Raw genomic sequence first — 12,028 nt, forward strand, 5'->3', positions numbered from 1 at the left:
CGCCCCTGCCGGGTTGCCCGAGTCTAAGGGGTCCGGCGGGGCGGCATCACGCACGGGGGGACGTACGAGACCTCAGGCCCCGTACTCCTTCTGGATCCGTGCCCAGTTCTCCTCGAGCATCTCGAGGCCACCGATGTTGTAGAAGGCCTGCTCGGCGATGTGGTCGAACTCGCCGGCGCAGATCTTCTTGAACGCCTCGATGGTCTCGGACAGCGGGACCGTCGAGCCCTCCACGTCCGTGAACTTCTTGGCCATGTAGGTGTTCTGGGAGAGGAACTGCTGGATGCGGCGCGCACGCGCCACGACCGTCTTGTCCTCTTCCGAGAGCTCGTCCACACCGAGGATAGCGATGATGTCCTGCAGCTCCTTGTTGCGCTGCAGGATCGACTTCACCTCGGTCGCCACGTCGTAGTGCTCCTGGCCCACGTAACGGGGGTCGAGGATGCGCGACGTCGAGGTCAGCGGGTCGATCGCCGGGTACAGACCCTTCGACGCGATCTCTCGGGAGAGCTCGGTCGTCGCGTCCAGGTGGGCGAACGTCGTGGCCGGGGCCGGGTCGGTGTAGTCGTCGGCCGGCACGTAGATGGCCTGCAGCGACGTGATGGAGTGACCACGCGTCGAGGTGATGCGCTCCTGGAGGAGGCCCATCTCGTCGGCCAGGTTCGGCTGGTAGCCCACGGCGGACGGCATACGGCCGAGCAGCGTGGAGACCTCGGAACCGGCCTGCGTGAAGCGGAAGATGTTGTCGATGAAGAGCAGCACGTCCTGCTTCTTCACGTCGCGGAAGTACTCCGCCATCGTCAGCGCCGACAGGGCCACGCGCAGACGCGTGCCCGGCGGCTCGTCCATCTGGCCGAAGACGAGGGCGGTCTTGTCGAAGACACCCGCCTCGTCCATCTCGGCGATCAGGTCGTTGCCCTCACGGGTGCGCTCGCCGACACCGGCGAACACCGACACACCGCCGTGGTCCTGGGCCACACGCTGGATCATCTCCTGGATGAGGACCGTCTTGCCGACGCCCGCACCACCGAAGAGACCGATCTTGCCACCCTGCACGTACGGGGTCAGCAGGTCGATGGACTTGATGCCCGTCTCGAACATCGTGGTCTTCGACTCGAGCTGGTCGAAGGCCGGGGGCCTGCGGTGGATCGGCCAGCGCTCGGTGACCTCGAGCTTCTCGCCCTCGGCGAGGTTCAGGACCTCGCCGGTGACGTTGAAGACCTTGCCCTTGGTGACGTCGCCGACGGGCACGCTGATGGGCGAGCCGGTGTCGGTGACCAGGGCGCCGCGGACCAGGCCGTCGGTCGGCTTGAGCGCGATGGCGCGCACCAGGGAGTCACCCAGGTGCTGCTCGACCTCGAGGGTCAGCGTGAACGTGTTCTCGTCCTCGCCCTGGCCCGAGAGGTCGATCTCGACGGTGAGCGCGTTGTAGATGTCGGGGATCGCGTCCTCGGGGAACTCGATGTCCACGACGGGGCCGATCACCCGAGCGACCCGGCCGGTGCCGGGGCCGCTCGTGTGCTCGACCGTGGATTCCACGGTGGTGGCGGTCATGGTTGCCTCGCTTCGGTGGGCCGGAGGGTCCTCCGGCGGGGAGTCTGTTGGTTGGTCAGGACGCCAGGGCGTCGGCACCGGAGACGATCTCGCTGATCTCCTGGGTGATGTCCGCCTGACGGGCCTGGTTAGCCAGTCGGGTGTACGTGCGGATCAGGTCCTCGGCGTTGTCCGTGGCCGTGTGCATGGCGCGCTGGCGGGCGGCCAGCTCGGACGCGGCCGCGTCGAGCAGGGCCGCGTAGATGCGCTGGTCCACGTACCGCGGCAGCAGCGCGTCGAGCACGGCCTCCGGCGACGGCTCGAAGTCGTAGAGCGGCAGGACCTCGTGCTCGTCCGCCTCCACCACGCCCTCGACGACCTCCAGGGGCAGCATGCGCACCACGCGGGGACGCTGGGTCACCATGTTGACGAACTGCGTGGAGACCACGTGCAGCTCCGACACGCCGCCCTCGGCCTCGTCCGCGAGGAACTTCTCGAGCAGAGCCTGCCCGATCTCCTCGGCGACCTCCGCCGTCGGCCGCTCCGAGCCGTACGTCCACGTCTGGACGGCCTCGCGGCCGCGGAACGCGTAGTACGAGATCGCCCGACGACCGGCGACGTAGAGGAGAACCTCCTTGCCCTCGGCAGCGAGCTGCTGGGTCAGCCGCTCGGCCTCACGGACGATCGACGCCGGGTAGGAGCCCGCCATGCCACGGTCCGACGACACGACGAGCACCGCGGCGCGCTTGGCGCCGTCGACCTCCCGCGTGAGCGGGTGGTCGATGTCGGTGTGCGTGGCGACCGCCGAGACCGCACGGGTGATGGCCTGCGCGTAGGGTGCCGCAGCCGCCGTCCGCGCACGGGCCTTGCCGATGCGGGACGCGGCGATGAGCTCCTGAGCACGGAACATCTTCTTCAGCGACTGCGTCGACTTGATCCGTGCCTTATAGACGCGCTGGGATCCACCGGCCACGGGTCAGGCCTTCTTCTTGACGACGACCTGTGCCTGCTCGACGTCGACGGGGCCACCCTCGACCTCACCACCGACGAGCGCGGTGCCGTCGGCCCGCTGGAAGCCGGCGCGGAAGTCCTCGACGGCGGCGCTGAGCGCCTCCTCCGTCGCGGGCTCCAGCTTGCCGCTCTCACGGATCGACGAGAGCACGTCCGTCTTGCGGCGCAGGTGGTCCAGCAGCTCGGACTCGAACCGCTTGACGTCCTCGACCGCGACGTCGTCCAGCTTGCCCTTGGTACCGGCCCACACGGCCGCGACCTGGTCCTCGACCGCGTACGGCGAGTACTGGGGCTGCTTGAGCAGCTCCGTCAGGACGGCGCCGCGCTGCAGCTGCGCGCGGGACGCCGCGTCGAGGTCGGACGCGAACATCGCGAACGCCTCGAGCGAGCGGAACTGCGCCAGCTCCAGCTTCAGCGTGCCGGAGACCTTCTTCATCGCCTTGATCTGCGCGTCGCCACCGACTCGGGAGACCGAGATACCGACGTCCACGGCGGGACGCTGGTCGGCGTTGAACAGGTCGGACTGCAGGAAGATCTGCCCGTCCGTGATGGAGATGACGTTGGTCGGGATGTACGCCGAGACGTCGTTCGCCTTGGTCTCGATGATCGGCAGACCGGTCATCGAGCCCGCGCCCAGCTCGTCCGAGAGCTTCGCACAACGCTCGAGCAGACGGGAGTGCAGGTAGAACACGTCACCCGGGTAGGCCTCGCGGCCCGGCGGACGGCGCAGCAGCAGCGACACGGCACGGTAGGCCTCGGCCTGCTTCGACAGGTCGTCGAAGACGACGAGCACGTGCTTGCCCTGGTACATCCAGTGCTGGCCGATGGCCGAGCCGGTGTACGGGGCGAGGTACTTGAAGCCCGCGGGGTCGGACGCCGGAGCCGCGACGATGGTCGTGTACTCGAGCGCGCCGGCCTCCTCGAGGGCGCCACGCACCGAGGCGATGGTCGAGCCCTTCTGACCGATCGCGACGTAGATGCAGCGCACCTGCTTGCTGGGGTCGCCGGACTCCCAGTTCGCCTTCTGGTTGATGATCGTGTCGATCGCGATCGCCGTCTTGCCGGTCTGGCGGTCGCCGATGATCAGCTGACGCTGACCACGGCCGATCGGGATCATCGAGTCGATCGCCTTGATGCCGGTCTGCAGCGGCTCGTGCACCGACTTGCGCTGCATGACGCCGGGCGCCTGCAGCTCCAGGGCACGGATGCCCTCGGTGGCGATCTCGCCCAGGCCGTCGATGGGGACGCCCAGCGGGTCGACCACGCGGCCGAGGTAGCCCTCGCCCACGGGGACCGAGAGCACCTCACCGGTACGGCGGACCTCCTGGCCCTCCTCGATGCCGGTGAACTCGCCCAGGACGACCACACCGATCTCGCGGACGTCCAGGTTCTGCGCGAGGCCGAGGGTGCCGTCCTCGAAGCGCAGCAGCTCGTTGGCCATCACGCCAGGCAGGCCCTCGACGCGGGCGATGCCGTCCGCGGCGTACGCGACGCGGCCCACCTCCTCGGTGACCGCTTCCTGGGGCTCGTAGGCCTTCACGAAGCTGTCCAGTGCGGCCCGGACCTCGTCCGGCCGGATCGTCAGCTCAGCCATTGCTCTTCTCCTGTCGTGGCCGCGAAAGCCGCGGCGGAAGGTTCTTGTTCACGTTTTCAGCCGGCCAGACGACGCTGAGCGTCAGCAAGGCGCGACAGGACGGTGGAGTCGACGACGTCCGCGCCGACCTGGATGCGCAGGCCGCCGACGACGGTGGGGTCCACGGTGACGTTCAGCTGCACAGGCTTCCCGTACGAGCGCTCCAGGAGCGCGCCGAGGCGGTCCTGCTGCTCGCGGGTGAGCACCGTCGCGCTCGTCACGGCGGCGACGAGGCGGTTGCGGCGCTCCGCCGCGACCTCGCCGAACCAGCTGATCGTCTGCACGAACCGGCGGCCACGCAGCGACGACGTCGCGCGCTGCGCCAGGCGCTGGGTCACGGTGTCGACCTTGCCACCGACCAGTGCGTCCACGAGCGCCACCCGGCGCTCCGGAGCCGTCGAGGCGTCGGAGAGAACCTGCTTGGCCTCCCGCTGGCCGACGAGCGACCGGCCGAGCCGGAACAGCTCGTCCTCGACCGTCTCCAGCGCGCCGCGCGCCTCGGCCGAAGCCAGGACGGCGTCCAGGCCGAGGCGCTCGACGGCGTCCGGGAGGTCGGCGTCGCTCGACCAGCGCGCCCGGGCGAGCCCGGACACGAGGTCGACGACACGCTCGTCGAAGCCGCTCAGCAGGCGGGCCACCAGGCCCGCCTTGGCCTCACCCTCGCGGGAGGGGTCGGCGAGCGAGCGGCGCAGCGCGGCGGAGTCGTCGAGCGCCGACACCAGGGTGAGCAGCTGCTCCCCCAGGGTCAGCGCGTCCGCACCCGCGGCGCGCAGCACCGGCTCGAAGCGCTCCTGCGCCGCAGTCAGCGATGCACCGCTCGATCCCCGCATCACGCCTCCTTGTTGCTTGCCACGGCCTGGCTCGCCTCGAGCTCGTCGAGGAAGCGGTCCACGACGCGCGACTGACGGGCCGAGTCCTCGAGGGACTCGCCGACGATCTTCGACGCGAGCTCGGTCGCGAGCGTGCCGACCTCGGTGCGCAGGGACACGACGGCGGACTGCCGCTCGGCCTCGATCTGACGGTGCGCCGTCTCGGTGATGCGCCCCGCCTCCTCGCTCGCCTTGGCCTTGAGGTCGTTGACGATGACGGTGCCCTCGGCACGCGCCTCCTCGCGGACCTGCGCCGCCTCGGCACGGGCCTCGGCGAGCAGCTCCTGTTGCTTCGCCAAGGCCTCGTCGGCCGCCTTCTGCGCGGCCTCGGCCTTCTCGATGCCGCCCTCGATGAGGGTGGCGCGCTCGTCCAGGATCTTGTTCATCGGCGGCAGGATGAACTTGTAGAACGCCACGGCGATGATCACGAGGACCACGGCCGACCAGAGGACGTCGTATCCGGCGGGCAGGAACAGCTCGATGCCCTGCGGCTCGTCCGTCTGCGCCGCTGCGAGGGCGGCGCTGAAGTGCGCCGTCATCACTGGAAGAGGAAGCCGGCGACGAGACCGAGGAGCGCGAGCACCTCGACGAAGGCGACACCCAGGAACATGGTGGCGCGGAGCTGACCGGCGACCTCGGGCTGGCGGGCCATGCCCTCGATGGTCTTGCCGATGAGGATGCCGAGGCCGATGCCCGGGCCGGTCGCCGCGAGGCCGTAGCCGATGGCGTTCAGGTTGCCGGAGACTGCGGCGAGAGTGGTGACGTCCACTTGCGTCTTCCTTCCGTTGGGCGCCGGACCGGTCTTGGCCCGGCGTCGCGTGGTGTGCGAAGGCGCGTGCTGCGCCCGTCGCGGGTTTTCCAGGTGAAGCTATGCAGCGCCGCCCGGAGGAGCGAGCACCGTCAGTGCTCCTCCTCCAGCGACATGTTGATGTAGACCGCGGCAAGCAGGGCGAAGATGTACGCCTGCAGGAACGCGACCAGAAGCTCGAACAGCGTCATGAAGATGCCGGCCGGCAGGGTCAGGGCGCCGAAGACCATCAGCCCGCTGCCCGCAGAGTCGATCAGGAAGAACTGCGTGGCGGCGAAGCAGAGCACCAGCATGATGTGGCCGGCGACCATGTTGGCCACCAGTCGGACCATCAGCGAGCCCGGCCGGATGATCAGGATCTGCAGCAGCTCGATCGGCGTCAGGATGAAGTAGATCGGCCACGGGACCCCGGGCGGGAAGAGGTTCGCCTTGAGGTACCCGCCCAGGCCGTGCTTGCGGATGCCGACGGCCCAGTAGGTGACGAACACCCACAGGGCGAGCAGCAGCGGCACGCCGATGCGCGAGGTGGCGGCGAGGTTCAGGCCCGGGATGATGCCGGTGAGGTTGAACGCCAGGATCGTGACGAAGATCGTCGTGAGCATGGGGACGAAACGCTTGGCGTTGTCCTTGCCCAGGATCTCTTCGCCGACCTGCACCCGGACGAAGTCCAGGATGTACTCGACACCGGCCTGGAAACGGCCCGGCACGACCTTCGCCCGGCGCGCGGCGATCATGAAGATCGACAGCAGCACGATGGTGGCGATGATCCGGATGATCCAGAGCCGGTCGATCTGGAAGATTGTGCCTTCGAAGAGAATGGCCGACGGGAAGAAGTCGGCGATCGACGGCGTGTGGAAGCCGCCCTCACCCTCGTGGCCTTCAGTGGCGGCGAGGATTACGGACGTCGCATACGTGGACAGGAGGACTCCCAGGTGGTCATTCGGCCCCGCGCGCGTTTCCGCTGTGTGGCGGAACGGGCGCGCCGTCGGGCCTGGCCGTCATGGATTCGTCGTAAGCCTAACCTATGTCCCATGCGGTTCTGGCCGTAGAACCGCATGACACGGCCCCTTGTGACTTATTGCGCAACCCCGCGTCAGGTCGTGGGTCGCTCATGTGGTCCGATCAGGGCTTGACGTCGGTCGTGGCCTCGGGCTCGACGTACGGCATGCGCCCGTTGCGCACGGCCCGGTAGTCGAGCAGCGCGGAGCCGACGGCGCCCAGCAGCAGCACCACGAACAGGACGACCCGGTCGTAGAAGTCGAACTGCGTGATGACGACCAGGACGACGATCAGCACCACCATCTTGGCGAGCCAGCTGCCCATCACCACGGCGCCCATCGCCGTGGTGCCCTTGCCGACGGTGTAGAGCATCGACCACACGGTCGTGGCGCAGAAGAACGCGGCCAGGGCCGCGCCGATCAGGGCGCCCCAGACCCCGGGCATGCCGGCGACCAGCAGCCCGACCACCGACCCCAGGACGGCGAGACCGCCCACGAGGATCAGGCAGTCGCGCAGGGCCGCACGCAGCACCGCCTGCTCGGCGGCACCCCGGGGGGCGTCGGGGGCATCCGGTACCTGCTCGGTCATTCGACGGTCTCCTTGGTCTTGACGTGGGCCTCGGCGGGGTTCTCGCCGTGGGTCCCGTGGTGGGTCTCGTGCCGGTCCGCGGCGCCGTCACCGGCGCTCTGCGCCACGGCGGTCGCCGGTGCCGCGGCGCCGACGGCGGCCGGCACCTTGGGAGTCTGGCCGGACAGGGCGACGTCGTCGTCCAGGAACCGGCCGCGGTTGCGCAGCGGGCCCAGCGTGGCCAGCAGCGCGAGCACCACGAACACGGTGGTCCAGATGAGGACGATCTCCCAGTCCCACTGCACGAGCGCCGCGGCGCTGAACGCGAACACCGCGGTCCAGACGTACAGGATCACGACGGCGCGGCGGTGGGAGTGGCCGAGGGCGAGCATGCGGTGGTGCAGGTGCATCCGGTCGGGCGCCATGGGCGACTTGCCGGCGGCGAGCCGGCGGATCACGGCCAGGCCCATGTCCAGCAGCGGCAGCATGAGCACGGCCACCGGCAGCAGCAGCGGGATGAACGCGGGCAGCGCCTGCGACCCGGTCATGACGTCGGGCTGGACGTTGCCGGTCACGGTGATCGCCGCGCCGGCCATCACGAGGCCGATCAGCATGGACCCGGCGTCGCCCATGAAGATGCGCGCCGGATGGAAGTTGTAGGGCAGGAAGCCCACGCACACGCCCACGAGGACCGCCATCATCAGCGACGCCAGGGACGCGAAGTCCTCCGGGTTGGCCTGCTGGGTGAGCCCGTAGGTGTAGAGGAAGAAGGCGGCGCCGCCGATGGCGACGATGCCCGCCGCCAGGCCGTCGAGGCCGTCCACGAAGTTCACGGCGTTCATCGCGACCACCACGGCCAGGACCGTGATGACCAGCGAGGTGCGCGACGACGTGATGGTCGTGCCGGCGATCGGCAGCGTGATGAGCTGGACGCCCTGGAGCGCCATGAACCCGGCGGCCAGCACCTGGCCCGCGAGCTTGGTGACCCAGTCGAGGTCCCACTTGTCGTCCGCCCAGCCGAGCGCGCACACGATGGCGGCGCCGCCGACGATGCCCCACGCCTGGCGGTCCTCGAAGACCCCCGACAGGAACGGCATCTGGGACGCGAGCAGGACCGAGACGACGATGCCGATCAGCATCGCGAGCCCGCCGAGCCGCGGCGTCGGCACCAGGTGCACGTCGCGCGCGCGGACCGCGGAGATCGCGGAGCTCTTCAGGGCCACCCACCGGGCGAAGGGCGTGGTGAGGAACGTGACCGCCGCGGCCACGAGCATCAGGAGCAGGTACACCCTCACTCGTCGTCCTCCGCGGCGGGGGCCGGGGGCTCGGTCGGGTCGTCCTCCGGCGACACCTGAGGACCTTCGACGTCCGCGACCTTGCGCAGCTCCTCCAGCGTCACGGCGCCCTCGCGGACGATGCGCAGCACCGGGCCGGTCGCGTCGACGATCGTCGAGGCGACGCCGCCGGGCGCCTGCCCGCCGTCGAGGTAGACCGCGACGGACGCGCCGAGCTGGTCGCGCGCGTCCTCGACGTCCTGCGCGGCCGGGCTGCCCGACTTGTTCGCGCTGGACACGGCCAGCGGGCCGGTGCGCTTGAGCAGGGCGAGCGCCGCGGGGTGGTCCGGCATGCGCAGGGCGACGGTGCCGCCCGTGTCGCCGAGGTCCCACTGCAGCGACGGCTGCGCGCGCAGGATGACGGTGAAGCCGCCGGGCCAGAAGGCCTCGACGAGCTTGCGGGCGTCGTCGGGCACGTCGGTGGCGAGACCGTCGAGGGTCGCGACCTCGCCCACCAGGACGGGAGGCGGCATCTGCCGCCCGCGGCCCTTGGCCGCGAGCAGCGCGGCGACCGCTACCTCGTCGAACGCGTCGGCAGCGATGCCGTACACGGTGTCGGTGGGCAGGACCACGAGGCCGCCACGGGAGATCGCGTTCACTGCCTCGTCGATCGCGGGGCCCCAGGACTGCGGGTCGGTGGCGTCGAGCACGGGCTGCACAGGCACACTCACGCGGACCAGTCTTTCACGATCCGGGGGCCTGGGAATCCAGGCGGCGCGCGACGACCATGCGCGGGCGGCCCGTGAGGTCCTTGCGCGTCTCCGGCTCGCCGAACACGGGCCGCCCCTCGGCGTCCCGCGCGGCCGCGACCATCGCGCGGGCCGCCTCGGCCTGCACCTCCGCGTGCTCCATGACGTACAGCCCGCCGGGGCGCAGCAGCCGCGCCGCCGCGTCCGTGATGCCGCGCGGCACCTCCAGCCCGTCCGGCCCCAGCCCGTACAGCGCGACGGCGGGGTCGTGCTCGGCGACCTCGGGGTCCACGGGCACGGCGTCCGACGGCACGTACGGCGGGTTCGAGACGACGACGTCGGCCGTCCCGTCGATGCCGTACAGCGCGGTGCGGGCGTCGCCCTTGACGAGCCGGACGATCCGCTCGGGCGCGGGGCCAGGGCCGGCGTCCGTGCCGAGGCCGGGCTCGGTCGCCCCGCCGGACGTGCCGGAGGGGTTCAGGCCGGCCGCGACCGCGCTCAGGGCGTCGACGTTGCGCGCCGCCCAGGCGTGCGCGTCCTTGTCCAGCTCGACGGCGTGCACCCGTGCGCCGGGCACCTCGGTGGCGACGGCCAGCGCGATGGCGCCCGAGCCGGTGCACAGGTCGACGACGACGGCGCCCGCGCCGCCCCGCTCCCCCACGACCTTGGCGGCCTCGTCGATCGCGACCTGGGCGACCTCCTCGGTCTCGGGCCGGGGCACGAACACGCCCGGGCCCACGGCCAGCTCCAGGTGCCGGAACGGGGCGCGGCCGGTCAGGTGCTGCAGGGGCTCGCGGGCCGCCCGGCGGGCGACCAGGGCCTCGAAGGCGCGTGCGACGTCGTCGGGCACCTCGCGGCCCAGCATGAGCAGCCGCCGCAGCTCGCCCCGGTCCACGCCGAGCGCGTGCGCGAGCAGCTCCTCGGCGTCGGCCCGGGGCGACGGGACCCCGGCGTCCGCCAGCTCACCCTCGGCCCACTTCACCAGCTTGGCGCTCACCGCGCTCCTCCGACCACGGCAAAAGCCTGCCCGACGACGCCGGAAGCCGCCAGACCCGGCGTGATGCGCGGCTCAGACACCGGAGGCCTCGGCGAGCCGGGCCGCCTCGTCGGCGTCGATCGCGGAGCGCACCACGGGACCCAGGTCGCCGTCGAGCACCTGGTCGAGGTTGTACGCCTTGTAGCCCGTGCGGTGGTCGGCGATCCGGTTCTCCGGGAAGTTGTACGTGCGGATGCGCTCGGACCGGTCCACGGTGCGCACCTGCGAGCGGCGCAGCTCGGCGGACTCGGCGGCCGCGGCCTCCTGCTGCGCGGCGAGCAGCCGCGCCCGCAGCACGCGCATGGCCTGCTCCCGGTTCTGGAGCTGCGACTTCTCGTTCTGCATCGAGACGACGATGCCCGTGGGCACGTGGGTGATGCGCACCGCGGAGTCGGTGGTGTTCACGGACTGCCCGCCCGGGCCGGAGGACCGGTAGACGTCGATGCGCAGGTCGTTCTGGTCGATCTCGAGCTCGCCCGGGTCGTCGACCTCGGGGAAGACGAGCACGCCCGCCGCCGACGTGTGGATGCGGCCCTGCGACTCGGTGACCGGCACGCGCTGCACGCGGTGCACGCCGCCCTCGTACTTGAGGCTGTGCCAGACGCCGTCCTCGGGGCCCTGCGCGCTCTTGGCCTTGATAGCGACCTGCACGTCCTTGTAGCCGCCCAGGTCGGAGGCCGTGGCCTCCAGGAGCTGTGTGGACCAGCCGCGCTGCTCCGCGTACCGCAGGTACATGCGCAGCAGGTCGCCCGCGAACAGCGCGGACTCCTCGCCGCCCTCGCCCGCCTTGATCTCGAGGATCACGTCGCGGCCGTCGTCGGGGTCGCGCGGCACGAGCACCCGGCGCAGCTTCTCCTCCGCGCTCGCCTCGACGTCCCGCAGGGCGGGCAGCTCCTCGGCGAAGGAGGCGTCCTCGGCCGCGAGCTCGGCGGCGGCCTCGGCGTCGTCGTGCGCCTGCTCCCACGCCTTGTAGGCGCCCACCACCTGGTTGAGCTCCGCGTAGCGGCGGCCCAGCGTGCGGGCGCGACCGGGGTCGGCGTGCACGGCGGGGTCCGCCAGCGCCGTCTCGATCTCGGCGTGCTCGCTGAGCAGCGGCCCGACGGCGGCGAACGCTTGGGTCACGATCTCTCCTCGGTACAACGGCGTCGATACAGCGGCGTTGAGTGCTGGGTATTCGCCCTTTTCAGAGCCTCAGGAGGGCAAATATCCCGCACTCAGCGGGGCGGGTTGGGGGGTCCGGGCAAAGCAACAGCGCCGGTGGTCCGGCGCCCGACTGCCCCTGGAGAGGTTGTCGGACCGGACCACCGGCGCTGCGGAGTCGCTACTTGTCGGCGGCCTTCTTGCCGTAGCGCGCCTGGAACCGGGCCACGCGGCCACCGGTGTCCATGATCTTCTGCTTGCCCGTGTAGAACGGGTGGCAGGCGCTGCAGACGTCGGCGCTGATCTTGCCGGACGTCTCGGTGCTACGCGTCGTGAAGGTGTTGCCACAGGTGCAGGTGACCTGGGTGACGACGTACTCGGGGTGGATTCCAGCCCTCATGTTGCTCCT

Annotated in this window: 13 protein-coding genes; all 13 read right to left on the bottom strand. The window is 70.8% G+C overall.

The window, feature by feature from the left end; translation table 11 throughout:
- Positions 1-72: 72 nt before the first annotated feature.
- Complete coding sequence (gene atpD / locus FHX71_RS19385; RefSeq protein ID WP_182619116.1) at positions 73-1,554, bottom strand: F0F1 ATP synthase subunit beta; 1,482 nt, start codon at positions 1,552-1,554, stop codon at positions 73-75.
- Positions 1,555-1,609: 55 nt separating this feature from the next.
- Positions 1,610-2,506, bottom strand: coding sequence for a F0F1 ATP synthase subunit gamma (locus FHX71_RS19390; protein ID WP_182619117.1), 897 nt, complete (start codon positions 2,504-2,506; stop codon positions 1,610-1,612).
- A gap of 3 nt (positions 2,507-2,509) precedes the next feature.
- A complete protein-coding gene (gene atpA, locus FHX71_RS19395; protein WP_182619118.1) occupies positions 2,510-4,138 on the bottom strand; it encodes a F0F1 ATP synthase subunit alpha in 1,629 nt (542 codons plus the stop codon).
- A 56-nt stretch (positions 4,139-4,194) separates the two neighbouring features.
- The gene (locus FHX71_RS19400; RefSeq protein WP_182619119.1) at positions 4,195-5,007 is read right to left on the bottom strand and encodes a F0F1 ATP synthase subunit delta; all 813 of its coding nucleotides are present in this window, start codon (positions 5,005-5,007) and stop codon (positions 4,195-4,197) included.
- The gene (locus FHX71_RS19405) at positions 5,007-5,585 is read right to left on the bottom strand and encodes a F0F1 ATP synthase subunit B (RefSeq protein WP_182619120.1); all 579 of its coding nucleotides are present in this window, start codon (positions 5,583-5,585) and stop codon (positions 5,007-5,009) included. The genes FHX71_RS19400 and FHX71_RS19405 overlap by 1 nt, the downstream gene beginning before the upstream one ends.
- A complete protein-coding gene (locus tag FHX71_RS19410; RefSeq protein WP_182619121.1) occupies positions 5,585-5,815 on the bottom strand; it encodes an ATP synthase F0 subunit C in 231 nt (76 codons plus the stop codon). The genes FHX71_RS19405 and FHX71_RS19410 overlap by 1 nt, the downstream gene beginning before the upstream one ends.
- A gap of 131 nt (positions 5,816-5,946) precedes the next feature.
- Positions 5,947-6,786 (bottom strand): F0F1 ATP synthase subunit A, encoded by an 840-nt coding sequence (atpB, locus tag FHX71_RS19415; RefSeq protein WP_312877193.1) that lies wholly within the window; start codon positions 6,784-6,786, stop codon positions 5,947-5,949.
- Positions 6,787-6,976: 190 nt separating this feature from the next.
- Entirely contained in the window at positions 6,977-7,441 is a 465-nt protein-coding gene (locus tag FHX71_RS19420; RefSeq protein WP_182619122.1) for a Cg1360 family ATP-synthase-associated protein, read from the bottom strand.
- Positions 7,438-8,715: an MraY family glycosyltransferase gene (locus FHX71_RS19425; RefSeq protein WP_312877134.1), complete on the bottom strand. Its 1,278-nt coding sequence runs from the start codon at positions 8,713-8,715 to the stop codon at positions 7,438-7,440. Before FHX71_RS19425 ends, FHX71_RS19420 begins: the two co-directional genes overlap by 4 nt.
- Positions 8,712-9,419 (bottom strand): L-threonylcarbamoyladenylate synthase, encoded by a 708-nt coding sequence (locus FHX71_RS19430; RefSeq protein WP_376770164.1) that lies wholly within the window; start codon positions 9,417-9,419, stop codon positions 8,712-8,714. Before FHX71_RS19430 ends, FHX71_RS19425 begins: the two co-directional genes overlap by 4 nt.
- 19 nt (positions 9,420-9,438) lie before the next feature.
- On the bottom strand, positions 9,439-10,440 hold the full coding sequence (locus tag FHX71_RS19435) for a N5-glutamine methyltransferase family protein (RefSeq protein ID WP_312877136.1): 1,002 nt from the start codon (positions 10,438-10,440) through the stop codon (positions 9,439-9,441).
- Positions 10,441-10,512: 72 nt separating this feature from the next.
- The gene (gene prfA, locus FHX71_RS19440; RefSeq protein WP_182619123.1) at positions 10,513-11,601 is read right to left on the bottom strand and encodes a peptide chain release factor 1; all 1,089 of its coding nucleotides are present in this window, start codon (positions 11,599-11,601) and stop codon (positions 10,513-10,515) included.
- A 199-nt stretch (positions 11,602-11,800) separates the two neighbouring features.
- Complete coding sequence (gene rpmE, locus FHX71_RS19445; RefSeq protein WP_119142620.1) at positions 11,801-12,019, bottom strand: 50S ribosomal protein L31; 219 nt, start codon at positions 12,017-12,019, stop codon at positions 11,801-11,803.
- Positions 12,020-12,028: the final 9 nt, after the last annotated feature.

The sequence above is a fragment of the Promicromonospora sukumoe genome, from assembly GCF_014137995.1.
GTDB lineage: Bacteria > Actinomycetota > Actinomycetes > Actinomycetales > Cellulomonadaceae > Promicromonospora > Promicromonospora sukumoe.

Bases quoted from the DNA above. Each gene is read 5' to 3' on its own strand.
- FHX71_RS19420 (WP_182619122.1), bottom strand. From the start codon at position 7,441: ATGACCGAGCAGGTACCGGATGCCCCCGACGCCCCCCGGGGTGCCGCC.
- FHX71_RS19400 (WP_182619119.1), bottom strand. From the start codon at position 5,007: ATGCGGGGATCGAGCGGTGCATCGCTGACTGCGGCGCAGGAGCGCTTC.
- FHX71_RS19405 (WP_182619120.1), bottom strand. From the start codon at position 5,585: ATGACGGCGCACTTCAGCGCCGCCCTCGCAGCGGCGCAGACGGACGAG.
- atpD (WP_182619116.1), bottom strand. From the start codon at position 1,554: ATGACCGCCACCACCGTGGAATCCACGGTCGAGCACACGAGCGGCCCC.
- atpA (WP_182619118.1), bottom strand. From the start codon at position 4,138: ATGGCTGAGCTGACGATCCGGCCGGACGAGGTCCGGGCCGCACTGGAC.
- rpmE (WP_119142620.1), bottom strand. From the start codon at position 12,019: ATGAGGGCTGGAATCCACCCCGAGTACGTCGTCACCCAGGTCACCTGC.